The sequence below is a fragment of the Psychroflexus salis genome, from assembly GCF_014640175.1.
GTDB classification, from domain to species: domain Bacteria; phylum Bacteroidota; class Bacteroidia; order Flavobacteriales; family Flavobacteriaceae; genus Psychroflexus; species Psychroflexus salis.
In genome coordinates this window covers 143,783-161,500 of record NZ_BMGL01000003.1, presented here as the reverse complement: position 1 = coordinate 161,500, position 17,718 = coordinate 143,783, and the positions used below count along the sequence as shown (strand labels likewise).

General features: G+C 31.9%; 17 protein-coding genes. 4 read left to right on the top strand and 13 right to left on the bottom strand.

Annotation, left to right across the window (positions count from 1 at the left end; all coding sequences use genetic code 11):
* Nucleotides 1–53: 53 nt before the first annotated feature.
* Genes IEV63_RS03255 through IEV63_RS03245 form a run of 3 tightly spaced genes read right to left on the bottom strand, consistent with a single transcriptional unit; the run spans nt 54 to nt 4,038 of the window.
* Nucleotides 54–2,555 (bottom strand): FecR domain-containing protein, encoded by a 2,502-nt coding sequence (locus IEV63_RS03255; RefSeq protein ID WP_188405324.1) that lies wholly within the window; start codon nt 2,553–2,555, stop codon nt 54–56.
* 2 nt (nt 2,556–2,557) lie between these two features.
* Nucleotides 2,558–3,463: a FecR family protein gene (locus IEV63_RS03250; protein ID WP_188405323.1), complete on the bottom strand. Its 906-nt coding sequence runs from the start codon at nt 3,461–3,463 to the stop codon at nt 2,558–2,560.
* Nucleotides 3,464–3,522: 59 nt separating this feature from the next.
* Nucleotides 3,523–4,038 (bottom strand): RNA polymerase sigma factor, encoded by a 516-nt coding sequence (locus IEV63_RS03245; protein ID WP_188405322.1) that lies wholly within the window; start codon nt 4,036–4,038, stop codon nt 3,523–3,525.
* A gap of 92 nt (nt 4,039–4,130) precedes the next feature.
* On the opposite strand from IEV63_RS03245, the gene IEV63_RS03240 reads away from it, so the two are divergent.
* Nucleotides 4,131–4,811, top strand: a complete 681-nt coding sequence (locus IEV63_RS03240; protein ID WP_188405321.1) for a hypothetical protein — start codon at nt 4,131–4,133, stop codon at nt 4,809–4,811.
* Nucleotides 4,812–4,941: 130 nt separating this feature from the next.
* Here IEV63_RS03240 and IEV63_RS03235 read toward each other — a convergent pair whose 3' ends face one another.
* The 6 genes from IEV63_RS03235 to IEV63_RS03210 all read right to left on the bottom strand — a co-directional run bounded on the left by IEV63_RS03235 (nt 4,942) and on the right by IEV63_RS03210 (nt 12,139).
* The gene (locus IEV63_RS03235) at nt 4,942–6,087 is read right to left on the bottom strand and encodes a DUF6268 family outer membrane beta-barrel protein (protein ID WP_229737163.1); all 1,146 of its coding nucleotides are present in this window, start codon (nt 6,085–6,087) and stop codon (nt 4,942–4,944) included.
* A 69-nt stretch (nt 6,088–6,156) separates the two neighbouring features.
* Entirely contained in the window at nt 6,157–6,606 is a 450-nt protein-coding gene (locus IEV63_RS03230; protein ID WP_188405320.1) for a DUF2147 domain-containing protein, read from the bottom strand.
* An 11-nt stretch (nt 6,607–6,617) separates the two neighbouring features.
* Nucleotides 6,618–7,142 carry a hypothetical protein gene (locus IEV63_RS03225; protein ID WP_188405319.1) on the bottom strand — a complete coding sequence of 175 codons (525 nt, stop codon included), beginning with the start codon at nt 7,140–7,142 and terminating at the stop codon, nt 6,618–6,620.
* 104 nt (nt 7,143–7,246) lie between these two features.
* The gene (locus IEV63_RS03220) at nt 7,247–8,887 is read right to left on the bottom strand and encodes an amidohydrolase (RefSeq protein WP_188405318.1); all 1,641 of its coding nucleotides are present in this window, start codon (nt 8,885–8,887) and stop codon (nt 7,247–7,249) included.
* A gap of 288 nt (nt 8,888–9,175) precedes the next feature.
* Nucleotides 9,176–10,348, bottom strand: coding sequence for a hypothetical protein (locus IEV63_RS03215; protein WP_188405317.1), 1,173 nt, complete (start codon nt 10,346–10,348; stop codon nt 9,176–9,178).
* Nucleotides 10,349–10,417: 69 nt separating this feature from the next.
* Nucleotides 10,418–12,139, bottom strand: a complete 1,722-nt coding sequence (locus IEV63_RS03210) for a TonB-dependent receptor (protein ID WP_188405316.1) — start codon at nt 12,137–12,139, stop codon at nt 10,418–10,420.
* Nucleotides 12,140–12,344: 205 nt separating this feature from the next.
* On the opposite strand from IEV63_RS03210, the gene IEV63_RS03205 reads away from it, so the two are divergent.
* From IEV63_RS03205 to IEV63_RS03195, 3 genes are read left to right on the top strand one after another with little or no spacing between them, the layout of a single operon-like run.
* Nucleotides 12,345–13,796: an aldehyde dehydrogenase gene (locus IEV63_RS03205; protein ID WP_188405315.1), complete on the top strand. Its 1,452-nt coding sequence runs from the start codon at nt 12,345–12,347 to the stop codon at nt 13,794–13,796.
* Between the two features lie 9 nt (nt 13,797–13,805).
* Complete coding sequence (locus IEV63_RS03200; RefSeq protein ID WP_188405314.1) at nt 13,806–14,888, top strand: amidohydrolase family protein; 1,083 nt, start codon at nt 13,806–13,808, stop codon at nt 14,886–14,888.
* Nucleotides 14,888–15,529 (top strand): O-methyltransferase, encoded by a 642-nt coding sequence (locus IEV63_RS03195; protein WP_188405394.1) that lies wholly within the window; start codon nt 14,888–14,890, stop codon nt 15,527–15,529. The genes IEV63_RS03200 and IEV63_RS03195 overlap by 1 nt, the downstream gene beginning before the upstream one ends.
* A gap of 9 nt (nt 15,530–15,538) precedes the next feature.
* Here IEV63_RS03195 and IEV63_RS03190 read toward each other — a convergent pair whose 3' ends face one another.
* From IEV63_RS03190 to hisF, 4 genes are all read right to left on the bottom strand, one after another.
* Nucleotides 15,539–15,757, bottom strand: coding sequence for a YgaP family membrane protein (locus tag IEV63_RS03190; protein ID WP_188405313.1), 219 nt, complete (start codon nt 15,755–15,757; stop codon nt 15,539–15,541).
* Nucleotides 15,758–16,045, bottom strand: coding sequence for a Sec-independent protein translocase subunit TatA/TatB (locus tag IEV63_RS03185; protein WP_188405312.1), 288 nt, complete (start codon nt 16,043–16,045; stop codon nt 15,758–15,760).
* 256 nt (nt 16,046–16,301) lie between these two features.
* Nucleotides 16,302–16,910, bottom strand: coding sequence for a bifunctional phosphoribosyl-AMP cyclohydrolase/phosphoribosyl-ATP diphosphatase HisIE (gene hisIE / locus IEV63_RS03180; RefSeq protein ID WP_188405311.1), 609 nt, complete (start codon nt 16,908–16,910; stop codon nt 16,302–16,304).
* Complete coding sequence (gene hisF, locus IEV63_RS03175; RefSeq protein ID WP_188405310.1) at nt 16,907–17,662, bottom strand: imidazole glycerol phosphate synthase subunit HisF; 756 nt, start codon at nt 17,660–17,662, stop codon at nt 16,907–16,909. Before hisF ends, hisIE begins: the two co-directional genes overlap by 4 nt.
* Nucleotides 17,663–17,718: the final 56 nt, after the last annotated feature.

Here is a 17,718-nt window from a genome sequence, read left to right as displayed (position 1 = left end):
TTTCTTAATCAACAAAAAGCCCGATAGGTAAACATATCGGGCTTTTTTTATGTTTAAAACTGAAGTCGGAAACTAAAATTAGGAGTAAAATTTAAACCTTGTTGAAAAGTTTCATCTAAGGCAGTGTAATCTCTACTCTGGTAAAATGAATTATAAAAATTACGTCTTCCTAACAAGTTCCAAAAAGAAATTCCCGAATAAAGTTTTACTTGACCATTAATGGTCCAACGGTAATTTGCAGAAAAATCTATTCTGAAAAAATTCCTTAATCTATTTTGATTCGGTGATCCAAAATTAAACTCATTATTGTTAGAAATTACAACCGATGTAGTTGGCAATCCTGAATGCCAATAAACACCGCTAGCCAAATTTAATCCTTTATATTTATAATTTAACCCATAATGTATAACATGCCTAATATCAATATTATTTACAAATCTTTGTGGTTCAAAATCTTCAAAATAATACACGTTTTCAGAAACGGTGTAACTTAACCAAGTCGAAAAACGATTCCATTTTTTATTGATTAGAAACTCACCTCCAAAAACTTCATAATTGCCATGAACTAATTCAAATTGAAATTGGTTTTGAAAACCTTGACTTTGCGATGTAATTTCTAAAATACGCTTGTAAAAAAAATCGGTGGTAACTAACCAATCTTTATTTTTAAAATGAAAACCAACCGAAGCTTGTTCACTTGTAATTATGGGAATTTCACCAGGCTTGGCTAAAATCCATCGTCTATTTTCTACTCCTAAAAAATCTGATTGTTGATCGATTACTTGCGAAGTAGTTTGACTCTTTTTTTCGGCTTGGAATTCAACAATAAAATTTTCTAAAAAACGATGACTAAAGTTAATTCTCGGTTCGAATAGAATACTATTAAACTTTGTAATATGATTAACTCTTGCGCCTAAGTTAACATAGGTTTTCTGCGAAGGCTGAAACTCTAGACCTGCAAATAAGCTATTGGTAATAATTGCTTCTCGAACGCTACGTGTAAAAATAGGGAAATTTAAGTTTTCGAAATTTAAAATGCCTGTCTCATTTAATTGATAACCCGCATAAAAATTAAGTTGATCGCTAAAATTTAACTTGTTTTTTAATTTAATTCCCCATTCTTCAACTTGGTTTTCTTGTGTTAAAGACTGGTTAAAGCTTAAATCTGTATTGATGCTTTTAAGTTGATAATTAGAAGTATAAAACTGTATGCTTGATGTAAAACCAGGCTTCCATTTACGTTCATAAAAAGCCCCTAAAGCAAATGTTTGTTGATCTAAAGAACTTTCTCTTGTAGCTACTTGCTGGCTCTGAATTTGTTGTCGATTTAAAGAAAATTGATTGTAGGTAAAGAGTCCATTTATACGTAAAAAATCTTTCTCTGTAATCTGATAGAGCCATCTAAATGAAAAATCGTAGAAAGAAAATTCATCATTTTGAATTGTATAATCAGTATTAGATGGCAACACAGATGTATTTTGAAAAACTTTATCAAAAAATTGATTGTAGGTTGGCGTTTCAGCAATTTGATTTATAGACTGCCTTCCAGTAACTTGTAGTGAAGAATTTTCTTGTAAAGGTGCATCAATAAAAAAATCAGCATGAATCATGTTTACTCCAGCTTCAGCCTTTAATTTTGAATTAATTTGGTCGCTAGATTTCATGTTAATTACACTAGAAACACCATCGCCAAACTCAGGGCTACTTGCATTTTTTATAATATCAGTAGATTGAGTTATGTATGGATTTAACGAAGTAATCATTCCAAAAAAATGAGAAGTTTGATACATTTTTATACCATCCCATAAAAATAAATTTTGATCGTGTGTACCTCCCCTAATGTTTAAATAGGAAACACTCTCTTCTGTACTCATAACACCTGGAAGTGTTTGTATACTTTGCAACACATCGGGTTCAATTAAACCTGGTAAAGCCCCAAAGTGCATTGGATTAAATCGAATTTGACCAGCCTTCATTTTATCAATTCCTTTGGTTAGGTAGTTGGTAATTATAACTTCATCCAAATCAATAGTTTCAGCAAACAAATACAATTCAAAACACTTTCCAGTTTTTAAATTCTTAGTATTAAGCCTTACCTTATCAAAACCAACTGCATTTACTGAAATTTCAGCATTGGCATTTCTATTTACAGGAATTGTAACTTGGTTAGTTTCCTTAGCATTTATTTTATAAGTACTAAAAAAAAAATCTAAATTGAAGCTTTTAAATTCATTTTGAAAATCCATTGGCTGTACACAAAAGTATTCGAAACTAGGATTTAAAATGACAGCAATAATTTGCTTATCAATTTTTTTAAATTGAAATGGAGTTAAATTAAGTAATTGATTTAAATTATCTTGAAGTGTTGACTTTGGTTTGTAATTATACAACTCAAGGTTTTCGATTTGATTATTTGCATACGAAAATGTAACCTTATACTTACGCTCTAAATCCTGAAGTATCTTTTCGAAAGAATTGTAATTACTCGTATCCTGAGCAGCTAATGAACAATTTGCTCCTAAAAGAAGTATTAAAATTAATCGAAAAAGTTTCAAGCTTAGTCTTTTTGTAAAGTTACTTGATTTTCTTGAATTGTATAATCTAATTGAAATGGAAGTGTAATAGATTGTAAAGCTTCTTCTAAATTATCATGTACAAAACTACCCGTATAAAAAAGTGAAGTATTTATATTTCGTGAATCAACTTCTAATTGATATTGGGCAGATAATTCTTCTAATACTACTTTTAATTGAGTTTTGTAAAAAATAGAGGTATGCTTGCCTATCCAACCAGGTTCTTTATTTCCAAAACTACTAAGCTTATATTCTCCATTATAAGTGTAAAAACGCTGTAAAGGAGTTAATATAGCTTGATTATCTTGTAAATCGGTTACCTTAACTTTACCCGTGTAACAATCTACTTCTGCAAATTTATTCCTAGATTTAATGTTAAACGATGTGCCTAAAACTTCAACTAAAGAGTTGGGAGTTTGTACCGAAAAAGTAGAACCTTCCTTAACTTTAAAAAAAGCTTCACCAGCTAATGTTAAATTTCTATTCTCTAAAAATTTATCTTTATTGTAAGTAATCGATGAGTTGGCATTTAAAAAAACGGTTGAACTATCGGGCAAAATTATACTTTCTTGTTGATTAGTAGCTGTAGTAATGTTAACGGCCGAACTATTCATCCAATTAAATGCAATAAAAAGTCCAGCCACTAACAATGCCGCAATAGCAGAAAACTTTACATAAAAAGATTTCTTGGTCTGAAACTGTTTTTGTGATTTAGTTGAGTTGATGTTTGCCAAAGATTCAGCTTCATTAAAACTAGGTGCTTTAAAATAACTCGCTGCATCATCTATCTTCATTAAAGCAGAATATGTTTTAGATGATTTAAAGTCTGCTAATTCTTCAGCAGACATCGAACCACTCAACCAATCTTTAATTTGTTTTTCTTCTTTCATAACAATTTCATTCCCAAATATTAGACAACTTTAACTAAAAAATTCCTACTTTAATAGTGTTAAAATTCGCCAAGTTCGTTTTTAAGCTGAACTAGAGCGGTGTAAATTCGTTTTTCAATTGCTTTTTTAGATACTCCTAATACATCTGCAATTTCTTGGTGCGTTTTCCCTTCTACTCGATTCATCATAAAAGCAGCTCTTTTTTTTGGACTTAAATTAGAAAGTGCTTTTTGAAATTTTTCAAGATATTCTTTTTCTTCTAATACGTGTTGTGGGTCTATTTGGGTTGAAGTTTTTTGGGGAATTTTTTGATACTTCAACACAACCTTTTTATGTTTTATAACATTTAAAGTTGCATTATTAGCTACCGAAAACAAAAAACTTTTAGCTTTGTCTGGAGTTATATCTTTACAATTTTCCCAAAGTTTTAAAAAAGCATGTTGTACTTTATCTGAAGCATCGGCTTCATTACCAAATTTATAATAAATGAAGTCGTGTAAATTTGAAGCATACTTTTTATGTAACTTTGAAAATAAATGTTCTTCGCAAACATTAGTGAAAATTGGTTTTTGCATACGACAAATTTAGGGTAAATGTAAAAAAATATAACAGATGGTAGGATATTTTAATTTTGAATTGTTTTATTGTAAATGAAAATAGCATTGAAATGAAGTTCAATATACAACAACTTACTTTGTTGATTTTTACGCCTCTTTTTTTAACTTCTTGTTTTGAAAATGAAACGGTACTAATTAATGAAGAAAATGAAGAAAATTTATACATCGATGATGATTTAACTTCGCTAATGAAGTCTGTAACATCGCATAAAGCTTACTACGATGATTTTATTGATGATTCGCATTGTTTTAGTATCAATTTCCCTTACGAAATTATTATCAATAATGAAGCGCATGAAATTAACACCTATGATGACTTGGACGAGTATAGCGATGTAGATTATGAAATTGAACTTGTTTATCCGTTAAGCATAAGCCTTACAAATTTCGAAATACATAACATTAATAATGAAACTGAATTAAACAGTTTAAAACTTCAATGTAATGAAGGTATACTATACGATGAACATATTGAATGTGCTGAATTTGTTTATCCAATTAAGTTAACCACCTACAATACACAATCTAGAAGGTTCGATTTAATTGAAATAAATAATGATAAGGATACCTTTAGTTTTTTAAACGAATTGGATAATTATTCAATTTTTAGACTGGTGTATCCAGCAAACATATATATGTTTCAACAAGAATATTTTAGCATAGAAAATAATTTTAGTTTAGAAACCCATTTTAAAATTGCACACAATACTTGTGGAATTCGCGATGAATAATAAAAATCACTTCTTATTCTATTAACATTATTAGCAATAATGATCATTAAATTATTGGATAAATACAATAAATTTTAAAGCCATTTTACAATTGTAAAATGGCTTTAAAATTTATAAAATCCTTACGTTTTTATGGACTTACAAAATTTAGTCCTACATTAAAAAACAAAGGATTTTCTAAACTATTAACCATACCAAATTCTTGATTTCCAAAAAATCCACGGAAAAAATCTTGATTAGCATCTAATTCGTCCGCATCATAAGACCAATCCCAACGGTATCCAGCTTGTACACTGGCCCAAATATAGCCCGTTATTTTAGCTTGAAACTCTAATTTAGGTCGTACTTCGCCACGTCTTATTTCGTAAGAATTTCCATTAATGGAGTAATCGTCTATTCGGTAGCTTTGTCCTTCTAAATCAAAACCAGCCAATAGTAAGGCATTTTTGCTGAAATTATATCGTACATAAGCTCGAGCGGGAAATAAAATTTCTGTACCCCATTTTCTATTTTCAGAGGTCCAATCGAACATAATTACAGGTACATAATTTAAGTTACCAACACGATATGTTCTAGCCACACCTACTCCCCATCGGTAATAATCGTTTACTCTTCGTCCATAAACTGCTGCGGCACTGTAACGAAGAGTGTTTAAAGATTGAAAAGTATCTAAATCGTAATTTCCACTTAGATCCATTTGAGATTGAAAAACAATAAATTCTGTCTCATTCAAAGGAAAAAAGAAGGTGTTTGTCCAATTAATGTTTCTTAGTCCATCTTCATTTAAAATTTGACCTAAACTTCTTGCTTGCGTTCCATCAGGAAGTAAAACGGGTTGTCTTGGAGCGTTTGGTGCTTCTGCAATGGTATAACGAGTGTCCATAAAATTTATTCCAGACTGCCAAACAAAACTACTCTTAGAAATAATAGGGATGTTGGTATTGAATCGTAGACCACCTGTAAATTTTGCAGTTCCCTGTTCGTTAATGTTAGGGTTTTCTTCGTCTACATCAAATCCATTTCCTGCTGATTCTGGAAAAGTTACATTCGAAAATTCGTAACGATACGGCATTTGAGCATCAAAACTAATTCCTATAAACTTTTGCGGACTCATTCCTGAAATAGTTGGTTTTGCATAGCGTTTAATAGGCGTATCATTTTCCAACTCAAAATCGTCGTAAATACTATAATCTTCTTCATCTTCCTGCGCATTAACGCATAAAAAACCGATGATAAAAAAGCTAAGAAAAAAAATGTAAAAGGAATTATGTTTCATGTTTTCTTGTGTTTAAAACAAAACTGCTGAGATTGCTAAATCTCAGCAGTTTTATAAGTTAAAAGACGTTTATTTCTTTTTTAATATTAATCTTCTCCAAGTGTCGGTTCTTCCAAAAGTCTTTACACCAACATAACCACGAATATCAAGTTCATTCTCGTCTTTCATGGTAATTACACAGCTGTAAGTAGTTCCATTTTCAGGATCATAAATAGTACCTTCTTCCCAAACACCATCGCCTTGATAAACAAAATCTTTTAAAATTCTGTAACCACGTAAAGGCACATTTCGCATACTTTCATCTGGGTTATTTTTATCTACTTTCGGTTCTCCTGTTGCAGGGTCTTTGGCTTCTTTTAGCCAAACAATTTTACCATAGTATTTACCATCAATTTTATCGATTTTAACTTTAGCCTTGCCGTGTCCAGGTTCCCAAACACCAACAATATCGTCTGCATCTTGCGCATTACCTATAAAACTAAATAAAAAAATGGCAAGTAAAAAAAATGTATTCTTCATAGTATTCAAATTTATTTTCGGGTTTCTATTTCAAAGCTAACTTGCAAATCGAAAATTACATCTTCGTAAAAATCTTCGTCAAGCATATCAAAATCACCTACAAAAGTAATCCGTTCATCCGTAATAGCAACATCTACTTCTTCTTGTTCGTCGGCAATTTGTAAATCGTAAGTTTTGTCTTGTTGTATATTGCTTTCTAGGAGTCCAATCCTATTCATTTTAGTGTACTTAGATTTCATTTCCATAACCATTTTACTGATTTTTGGTAAATCTAAATTGGATTTTGGCTTTACCTGAATTGCTGTAATTCTGGCTTTTTCTATAATTACTTCACCTTCAATTGTTGGAAACAACTCTTCTAATGTAAATTCCCAAGTTGCTGTTGATGTGTTGGATCCTTCAAAAAGCGGTCCAACAGCCTTTAATTCTAATACAGGAGTTACTATTTCATGTTTTTCTGTTTCTACTGAACACGAAGTGCTCAATAAACTTACAAAAAGGATTAAGCAAATTAAAAAATTAAAATTTCGTTTCATTGGAATTGATTTTAAACAAATCTATATAAAAATATTGTATTTTTCATAATCTGTGAAAAAATTACCTAATATTTTTAGAAAGATATAATTTTCAAGCATTTAAGTTAATGTAAAAAAACCAACTTACCGTCTATATAAGTTTCCTTCACCACCAAATTAGGTACTTTTTGAATATGAATATGCAACAAATCTTCATCTAACACAATAAAATCAGCCCATTTTCCTTTTTCTAAACTTCCTTTTTCATGATCTTCAAAATTAGCGTATGCAGCCCAAATGGTCATTCCTTTTAAAGCTTCTTTTCTACTCAATGCATTTTGTTTTTGAAAACCACCTGCGGGAAATCCGTCGGTGTCTTGTCTACTTACTGCGGCATAAAAGGTTAACATGGGATTTACTTGCTCTACTGGAAAATCTGTTCCAAGAGGTAAAATTCCAACTTGATTTAAAAGTTGTTTGTATGCATAGGCATGTTGAATGCGTTTGCTACCAATACGGTCTTCAGCCCAATACATATCGCTAGTTGCGTGTGTTGGTTGAACTGAAGGAAGTATATTTTTATTGAAATATTGAAAATCTGTTTCATCTAAAATTTGGGCATGTTCAACTCGCCAACGTTTATCTTTCTTACCTGATAGAATATTTTGATAGGTTTTTAAAACAGAAACATTTGCTGAATCTCCGATAGCATGCGTATTCATTTGAAATTCTGTTTTAGCAATTCGGTTGGCTAATTGTAAAAATTCATCATGCCCTATAACCATACTTCCAAAATGGCCTTCGTGGTCTGAGTATTCTTCTTTTAAAGCTGCTCCCCGAGAACCAAGCGCACCATCTGCATAAACTTTTACGGATCTAACATTAAGCTTATTGGTTTTGTAAGGTGGCTTAGATAAATAATAGTCTAAATCTTCTTCATTATTACTCACCATTGCATAGATGCGCATTTTTAAAATATCGGCTTTTTGTAAACTATCAATGCTTTCTATTACTTTTTTGGAAAGTCCTGCGTCAGAAAGACTTGTTAATCCATAAGATAAACAAACTTGTTCTGCATCTCTTAAAGCTTTTGAAATTTCGTTTATACTAACTTCTGGAAAGCTATTAAAAACCATTTGCATAGGATTATCGATAAGAACGCCAGTTAAGTATCCGTTTTCATCTTTTAAAATGGCTCCACCTTTAGTTTGTGTTTGTTCATCAATTTTAGCTAATTCTAGTGCTTTAGCATTACACAACATAGCATGGCCATCGATTCTTGATAATGCGATTGGTGTGTTAGGAAACAGAACATCTAAAGTATCTTTGGTTGGAAAATTTTTGCCATCCCATAAATTTTGATCCCAACCCCGACCAATTATATATTTTTTTTGATTTTTCTTTTGAAATTCTTCTATTCTTGAAACCACTTCATCAAAACTTGTTGCACCTGTCAAGTTAACTTGCTGCATTTGCATTCCTAAGTTATAAAGATGAGCATGTGCATCAATAAAACCTGGATATATTATTTTACCTTCTTTTGATTCAATTTTACTCGAAGTGTATTCTCTGAGTATTTGTTCGGTACTTCCTATGCCTAAAATTTTAGCATCTTTAATAGCCATTGCTTGGTATATACTAAATGATGAATCTACCGTATAAATTTTAGCATCGGTAATAATTAAATCGACTTCCATTTTTGATGAACATGAAAGTAAACTTAAAAGTGCTAAGGATAAGTAAATAGGTTTAAAATAACGCGTCATATGTTTTTGGCTAAATATAACTAGAATTGCCGAGTTTCAAAAAAGAGAAATACTGAAACTTAAATTTAACACCTAGGCCTAAGGTTTTTCTATGAACTAATATTAAGATTTTTATTTTCTTTTATTTTTAAAAAACGAAGACTTTATTGTAAATAATTCACTACAGATATGTATGCTAAGCTAATAAATTCTGAAAAAATACTGTGTAGAAGGCTTCAAAAAAAAGCAAAGTGAAAATGAAGCTAAGCAAAGAGCTATATTTAAAATGCCTTATCTAAATCATTTTAATTAATTGAAGATATTCAAAATTGTATTGAAAATATCTTCACGAATTCCCTTATTAGCTGCAGCTGCAAGAGCAACTGAAATAAGTAATCCTGTAAAAGCATTTCCAAAATCTCTAAGAATAAGGTTGCGTGCTTTCTTTTTGTGTTTTTTACCCTTTTTGTTTCTAGACAAACTAATAGCAATTTCTCTACCGCCAATAATTCCAAGGAAAACCCAGGTTGTACTTAAAGGAACGGTACTGATAAACAGCTTATAAATTAACAAGATTACGTAAGAAAAGTCAACTAATGTGGCCGCTCGAATATCTGAAATACGAGATTTTTTACTTACAACTTCTTGTATTTTATCACCACGTAAATAGAATAAAACACCTAAACCAGCAAAAATAGTTAATGTAAAAATTAAAAATTGAGTAATAGTTAATTGTCGCGGCAAATAAACAGCAATATTTGCTCCATCTTGCATAACCCAAACTGCCCAAAGCGAACCGCTTATTACCCACTGCACAACAGACCATGCTTTATGGTGTTTTCTACTTTTAAAATGTTTGCGAATAGTATTGTAAGACAAATACCAAATAGCAAAAGAAATTATAAAAGCCATTGCATAACCCGACAAACTTTTTGAAACTACAGACGTAATTCCTGAAGATGTTGCACTAAAGACCGATAACAACAAAAAAGTTGTTGAAACTGGCATTTTTAAACGGGTAAGTATCAATAATACTAAGGGAGCTATTACTTGGAAAAAACTAAAGTTTTTCCCTAGGTCTTCGGTTGGATGCGGAAAAGCTTTAGTTCCATCAGCGTTTAAAGTCATTAAACGTTGGTATGTTACATCGCCGTCGTAAATTACATAACTAAAGGTAACAGTAACCACAAAAATACCACCAATGTAGAGCCATAAAATCCACCATTGCCGAGCACGATTACTTTCTATAAAAGTACCTAAAGATTGAATACTGTCGTTAGCAACTGCTGCATAAGCAGCAAAAAAGAAACCTAGCCACATAGCTGCATTGGCATTAAAAGTAACAGCTGCAGCTAATATTAAACCAACTAAAACAATAGATAAAAACGTTTTTTCTTCAGCTAAAAAGTCCAATACATTTAAGTACGGTCTGCTGCGATCTGAGCGTTTAAACTTAGCAGGTTTTTTAGGTTTCTTACCCATTAAAGCATATTTGTTTGAATTGCAAAATTAACTCAAAACTTAATTTCAATGTTTCTAAATTGTTAAGAATTACCAATCAAACTGAAAACTTATTCCACCTAAAATCTGAAAATCTTGTACTGGATAAGCTAGCCAACGTTCGTAGTTACCACCAAACAAATTTTTAGCTTCAACAAAAGCATGTAATTGGCTATTTATTTTATACTGTGCGGTAAAGTTTGCATCAACAAAACTATCTAATGTAATCACCTCTGGAGTTCCAAAAGCTTGTAAAGAGCGATCAACTTGTAAGTCATCACGCTCGCCTACATAAAATACCGATGCGCCAAACTTCCATTGGTCGTTCATTTTATAATTAGCAAACACAGAAGCGCGTGTATTAGGTAAGTTAAAAGCAGATGCTAAGACTTCGGTATCGTAGGCCGAATAGTTAGCTTCCACACCAACATTTATTTTATTATTAATGCTATAATCTATTTCAACATCAATAGCTGTGGTAGTTAAAGCATCGTAAATTATTTGAAAAGAATTGTCATGCGTAAAAACTTCATTAGGTACAAATTGTGGATTTAAACGACTAAAAAACGGATTGTTCTCCTGCGATGTAAAACTAACTTTAGCATTGTAACTCCAAGCATAACTTCCACCCTTTAAACCTAAATAAGCATCGTATTGACGATTGGTTGGAGCAATTGGAAATGTTGGTGATACAAATGGATTACTTGTTGAAAAACTTTGATACGAATTTTGGTCTAAACCACCATCTACCCCACCAAAAGCAATTAAGTTATCTTGGTTAATTTGGTAATTCCCTTCAACTTTAGGATATACATAAAACTCGGTTTCACTGTTTTCAATATCAGATAAAAAAGCAACTTCTGCTCCTAACTTTAAGCTGAATCGGTCTTCGTTAATTTGAAGATTAGGATTATAAGAAGTAATTGCCCAAGCGTAATTGTAAGCTGGAAATACTAAATTAGAAAAATCACCAGCTAAATAATCAAACTTTACAAAATTTTCGATACGTTGGTCACCAATAAAGAAATCGATTTGTGGTTGAATTTTAAATCTATTTTCTTGGCTATCAAAGTTGTCTGAAAAATTAGAATAATCAAAAGTTATTTTTTTAAAAACACCTTTATAAAACTCAAGATCTCCACCCAAATTGAAGCCTAAATAGTTTTGCGAAATATCATTATGATTGGTTTCCAAAGCAAAAATTAAATCTTCATTAACGCCATAATAATTAAATCGATTATATGTTAATCCACCGCTTAATTTCCAAACTAAACTTTTTTCTTCAGAAGTAAAATTTAAATTCAATTCATTCGTCATAAAATCATCATCTAAAACTACTTCATCTATTCCACCTTGTGAAGAAAAATGAGATAGACCTAAATCAATTTTTTGATTTGCATTTAATGCAACTTGCGAATAGAATTCTGCTAAAACGCTAGTAAAATTACCAGCTCCAATTCGTGCGTAGTTGGTGTAAGCATCTATATTATCGGGTTGTAGGCGTAAACCTCCAGCCCTCCCCTTAGCTGGAGTAAACGTAGAAGCTACAGGCACATCTAAAATAGAATAAGTTAAGGTTTTTGGTTTAGGTAAGATACTATCGCTTAATCTAGGTTGCTTTTTAATTTTAAAAGCATCATTAACGCTAGGATTGTATTGCTTAGTAATAATTAATTTTTCGGGCTTTATAGTATCTCTTTCTCGTTGAGCTAACCCATTTAGGTAACACACAAAAAATAGACTCATCCATAAAACATATTTTATATTTGGCATAGTCTTGTTTTTACAACATATTTATTCCTACAAATAAACTAAACTTTAACGAATTCAATAACCCAAAAATAGCTTAATTATTGCATAAATCTCTAAGTATTTAAAAGTGAAGTTAAAAAATAAGTTTTACAAAAGTTGACAGTAAGATTTATCAATTTCACGAAAAAATAAGTACTTTGCATGCATTATTTAACAAATATAGCTTTTGGAAATTCTTAATTACATAAATGGTAAACTTACCAAATCAAAATCTTCAAATTATCTGGATTTAATTGAACCTGCATCTGCAATTACCTATGGCAGCATACCAAAAAGCAATGCCGACGATGTTGATGAAGCTGTGCAAGCTGCCGAACAGGCTTTTGTAGAATGGAAGAATTCAACTGTAGCTGACCGCAGTAAAATTTTACAAAAAATTGCAGATTTAATTGAAGCTAATGCCGAAGATTTAGCCAAAGCAGAATCGAAGGATAATGGGAAACCCATACACTTAGCTTCAAAAATTGATATTCCAAGAGCTGCCGATAATTTTAGCTTTTTTGCAAAAGCTATTACACAATTTTCGACAGAAACACACGAGAGTATTGGTTTGCAGACTATAAATTTTACACTACGTAAACCCCTTGGCGTGGTCGGTTGTATTTCTCCATGGAATTTGCCTTTATATTTACTTACTTGGAAAATTGCTCCGGCTCTAGCAGCAGGAAACTGTGTAATTGCCAAACCCAGCGAAGTAACTCCTTTAACTGCATATTTATTAAGCGAAATTTGTATAGAAGCTGGTTTACCCAAAGGCGTTTTAAACATTGTACACGGATTGGGTAACGAAGTAGGCAATGCTTTAGTTACGCATCCCAAAGTAAAAGCTATTTCTTTTACAGGAGGTACTTCTACAGGAAAACACATAGCGAAAGCTGCTGCTTCACAATTTAAAAAATTATCTCTAGAATTAGGTGGTAAAAACCCTAACTTAATTTTTGCAGATTGCGATTACGAAAAAATGTTAGCGAATACTGTAAAATCTTCGTTTACCAATCAAGGTCAAATTTGTTTGTGTGGTTCGCGAATTTTTGTTGAAGAACGTATATATGAAAAATTCAAAACTGATTTTGTTGCAAAAGTGAAAAAATTAAACCTAGGCCATCCATCTGAAGCATCGTCCGACTTAGGCGCAATAGTTTCTAAATCTCATCTAGAAAAAATTGAAAGTTATGTAAAGCAAATCAATACCGATGAAGCCAAGCTATTGTGTGGAGGAAAGCGCGTAGTACTTAAAAATTTCGAAAATGGATATTATTTTGAACCTACTGTAATAGAAGTAAAAACCAACAAGTGTTCACTAAACCAGGAAGAAATTTTTGGCCCTGTAGTTACCTTAATGCCATTTAAAGATGAAGCCGAAGCTCTTGCCCTTGCTAACGATAGTCGATACGGTTTGTCGGCTACACTTTGGACAAAAAATATAGATCGTGCCATGCGGCTTAGCCAAGAACTAGAAAGTGGAATTGTTTGGATTAATACATGGCTAAATCGCGATTTAAGAACTCCATTTGGTGGCACTAAGCAAAGTGGAATGGGCCGAGAAGGTGGTTTAGAAGCACTTCGCTTTTTTACCGAACCAAAAAATATTTGTATCGCTTATAACGAACTTCCTTAAATTAAATTCATGCAAAAAAAATTACGAATTAACGGACACTCGCATTTGCTTCCTTATCCAGAAGAAATACCCGATTTTATGCGGGAAAAAGAAATTTTTTGGGTAGATGATGATAAAAAATTCATGCTTCAAAAAGGTTGGAAACGCCCGGTAACCGATTCTAGTTTTTTTTTAAAAGAAAAACTGGAGTGGATGGAACGTTTTAATATTGACCATGCAGTAATTTTAAATTTATCGCAATTGTATGGAAATGGTTTGCGTGTAGAAGAAATGAAAAAGGCCTTACGCTTCCAAAACGATTTTAATGCTCGCGTTCAACATGACCATCCTAAAAAGTTTTCCTGTGGTTTTGTCGTACATCCTGGATTTGTTCGCGGTGCACTTTGGGAAATTGAACGCTGTGTTGAAGATTTAGGCTTGCGTTTGCTTTGTTTACCTACGCACTATATGGACAGTATTGGCACATGGCGTTGTATTTTTGATGAAGAAAACGAGCCCATTTTCGAAATGGCTAGCAAATATAACTTAGCAGTTGAAGTGCATCCGTACGATGGTGAAAAATTTATAAAATTAGAAAATACTTCTTGGCGATTCCATTTAATTTGGATGCTTGCTCAATGCGCAGATGCTTACCATTTTTTTACTTTAAATGGATATGCAGATAAATTCCCAAATATGAGAGTTTGTTTTGCTCACGGAGGCCAACTGGCGCAAATAAACTTAGGAAGAAGAATACAAGGTTTTGATGGTAGACCAGATTTATTTGAAGGAAAAACACATCCAAGAAAATCAGTTGGACACAAAAACATATTTTTCGATACGTTGGTACACGATACGAAATCTTTTAAATTATTAGTTGATAATCAACATCCAAAACAAATTATTACAGGTTTAGACGATCCTTATCCTTTAGGTGAAATGGAAAGCGAAAAACAATCTTCTTATCCAGGAAAAATTCTTGATTTGGCGGTCGATCAAAAAGTAATTACAGAAAAAGATCGAGACGAAATCTGGTCTGATAATGTGTTGCAGTGGTTGTATGGCGAGGATGAAAAAGGGAAAAAAGACTTGGTTAATAAAATATTAAGATGATGCATTTTTTACCAGAAAAAATTGAAAATTATGCTGAAATGCACAGCATGAAAGAGCCCAAATTACTTGAAAATTTACAACGCGAAACTTGGCAAAAAGTTTTACAACCACGCATGTTAAGCGGACATTTCCAGGGAAGATTATTAAGTATGATTTCTAAATTAAAAGCTCCAAAATATATTTTAGAAATTGGAACTTATACAGGTTATTCAGCCCTCTCTCTTGTTGAAGGTTTACAAGCAGATGGAGAATTACACACCATCGATAAAAATGAAGAATTAGAAGATTTGCAACGTAAGTATTTTGATGAATCTGATTATGGTTTACAAATAATTCAACATGTTGGCAATGCGTTAAACATCATTACAAAACTTGATAAAAAGTTCGATTTAGTTTTTATTGATGCAGATAAAATTAATTACAAAAATTATTTCGATTTAATTCTACCCATGTGTAATCCAGGTGCTTTAATACTTTCAGATAATGTACTTTGGAGTGGTAAAGTGGTAGAAGAATTAAACCCTAAAGACTTAGATACTGCGGCACTGTTAAGCTATAATGCATATATTAATGAACATGAAGCTGTAGAGTCTATTTTACTTCCTATTCGAGATGGTTTAACATTAACTAGAGTAAAATAAATACTCTAATTATGATTTAGGATCGAATTTACAAGAATTAAATCTGAAAATACGGTACAACGGACAAAAGTTTAATAAGCTAGTAATTAATAAAACGATGGCAAAAAGCATTAAACTAATGCCTAGTTTGCCCGTAATTATATCAAATAAATATAACAAAGCAATACCGATAGCAAGCAGGGTTCGTAAAGCACGGTCTAACTTACCTATGTTATGTTTTAATTTCATTTAAAATCGGCGTTTTATAGGACCTGTTATTTCGTCGATATCTTCTTTAACTTTTGTAGCTTCTTGGTCGATTTGTTTGGTAATATCAACTTTATTCATCTCCTTAGTAGTCTGTTCAGAAGATTTAGTAATTTCATATTTAATGTCGTCTGTAGCGTTTTTAACAGATTTTGCAGCTTTACCTAAATTCCTAGCAATATCTGGAATTTTATCTGCTCCAAACACCATAACCACTATTAATAAAATAATAGCAATTTCGCCACCACTTATAAAGTATACTATATTCATGTGGCAAATATACAAAATACTACAGCGCAAGATTAGGGCTTTATTTATAAATTATTACTGTATTGTATGTTTCAATTATAATCTATTCATATGTTATTCAGAAAAAAAAATAAATAACACTTCACCTCTGCTTAGATTCTTACTATTGCTAACAATAACACCTTCAGTTTTAAAGTCACTAAAAGCTAACCAAAAAATGATAAAAAGGCATTATTAGCCATATTTATAATACTTTCAACAAGCAAAATAATTAATATTACTTTTCTCGCAATTTAAGTATGCGTTCTACATCCTTTAATTTAAAAGCTTTTGCTTGTAGTAAAATTAAATAGTGAAATAGTAAATCAGCACTTTCATTTAAAAATAAATCATCCTGATTATCTTTGGCTTCAATAACCACTTCAACTGCTTCTTCGCCTACTTTTTGAGCAATTTTATTAATTCCTTTTTCAAATAAATCAGCTACATAGCTTTCTTTCGATGCCGAATTTCTTCGTTGTTCAATTGTATTTTCAAGCTTACTTAAAAACCCGAAATTAGTTTCGTTCTTTTCGCCCCAGCAAGTATCTGTCCCCTTGTGACAGGTTGGCCCTATCGGTTTCACTTGAACCAAAAAAGTATCTTGGTCGCAATCTAATTGAATATCTTTAAGCTCCAGGGTATTTCCACTTTCTTCACCTTTGGTCCACAATCTATTTTTACTTCGGCTAAAAAAAGTAACTACTTTAGTTGCTAAGGTCTTTTTTAAAGCATCATGATTCATGTATCCTAACATTAATACATTTTTAGTTTCAGAATCTTGAATTATAGCTGGCAATAATCCATTTTCATTTTTTTTGAAATCAGCTTGATTTAGTATGTTCATATTCTAACTTGTATGGTATTAGTAGATAAGTATTGTTTTAATTCAGGAATTTCAATTTCTTTAAAATGAAAAACGCTTGCCGCTAGGGCTGCATCTGCATTACCTTGTTGAAAAGCTTCTAAAAAATGCTTTTTGTTTCCAGCTCCACCTGAAGCAATTACGGGAATATTAACCAAAGTAGAAAGCTTGGCTAAAGCTTGGTTAGCAAAACCGGCTTTGGTCCCATCGTTATTCATTGATGTAAAAAGTATTTCTCCAGCACCTAATTTTTCAACTTTTATGGCCCAATCAAACAAATCGATTTCGGTGGCTTGCTTTCCTCCTACCAAATGCACTTTCCATTGTTCGTTTACTTCTTTTGCATCGATGGCCACTACGACACATTGATTTCCGAACCGGTTAGAAATCTGGGTAATTAAATCTGGATTTTTTACAGCAGCAGAATTGATAGAAACTTTGTCTGCACCCGAATTTAGCAAGATACTTACATCTTCAATAGTCGAAATTCCACCTCCAACGGTAAATGGAATGTTAATTCGTTCAGCAACGCGCTCGACCAATTTAGCGAGCGTTTTTCTTCTTTCTTCGGTTGCAGAAATATCTAAAAAAACCAATTCGTCTGCACCTTGTTCTGAATAAATTTCTGCTAAATCTACAGGATCTCCAGCATCACGAAGATCTTCAAAGTTAATTCCTTTTACAGTTCTTCCGTTTTTAATATCTAAACAAGGTATAATTCGTTTGGTTTGCATTTTTAAAAGTTTGCGGTTTTAGCTATTAGTCTTTAGTTGGTAGTTTTGGTAAATAT

Bases quoted from the DNA above. Each gene is read 5' to 3' on its own strand.
- IEV63_RS03250 (WP_188405323.1), bottom strand. From the start codon at position 3,463: ATGAAAGAAGAAAAACAAATTAAAGATTGGTTGAGTGGTTCGATGTCT.
- IEV63_RS03245 (WP_188405322.1), bottom strand. From the start codon at position 4,038: ATGCAAAAACCAATTTTCACTAATGTTTGCGAAGAACATTTATTTTCA.
- IEV63_RS03240 (WP_188405321.1), top strand. From the start codon at position 4,131: ATGAAGTTCAATATACAACAACTTACTTTGTTGATTTTTACGCCTCTT.
- IEV63_RS03235 (WP_229737163.1), bottom strand. From the start codon at position 6,087: ATGAAACATAATTCCTTTTACATTTTTTTTCTTAGCTTTTTTATCATC.
- IEV63_RS03230 (WP_188405320.1), bottom strand. From the start codon at position 6,606: ATGAAGAATACATTTTTTTTACTTGCCATTTTTTTATTTAGTTTTATA.
- IEV63_RS03225 (WP_188405319.1), bottom strand. From the start codon at position 7,142: ATGAAACGAAATTTTAATTTTTTAATTTGCTTAATCCTTTTTGTAAGT.
- IEV63_RS03220 (WP_188405318.1), bottom strand. From the start codon at position 8,887: ATGACGCGTTATTTTAAACCTATTTACTTATCCTTAGCACTTTTAAGT.
- IEV63_RS03215 (WP_188405317.1), bottom strand. From the start codon at position 10,348: ATGGGTAAGAAACCTAAAAAACCTGCTAAGTTTAAACGCTCAGATCGC.
- IEV63_RS03210 (WP_188405316.1), bottom strand. From the start codon at position 12,139: ATGCCAAATATAAAATATGTTTTATGGATGAGTCTATTTTTTGTGTGT.
- IEV63_RS03200 (WP_188405314.1), top strand. From the start codon at position 13,806: ATGCAAAAAAAATTACGAATTAACGGACACTCGCATTTGCTTCCTTAT.
- IEV63_RS03195 (WP_188405394.1), top strand. From the start codon at position 14,888: ATGCATTTTTTACCAGAAAAAATTGAAAATTATGCTGAAATGCACAGC.
- IEV63_RS03190 (WP_188405313.1), bottom strand. From the start codon at position 15,757: ATGAAATTAAAACATAACATAGGTAAGTTAGACCGTGCTTTACGAACC.
- IEV63_RS03185 (WP_188405312.1), bottom strand. From the start codon at position 16,045: ATGAATATAGTATACTTTATAAGTGGTGGCGAAATTGCTATTATTTTA.
- hisIE (WP_188405311.1), bottom strand. From the start codon at position 16,910: ATGAACATACTAAATCAAGCTGATTTCAAAAAAAATGAAAATGGATTA.
- hisF (WP_188405310.1), bottom strand. From the start codon at position 17,662: ATGCAAACCAAACGAATTATACCTTGTTTAGATATTAAAAACGGAAGA.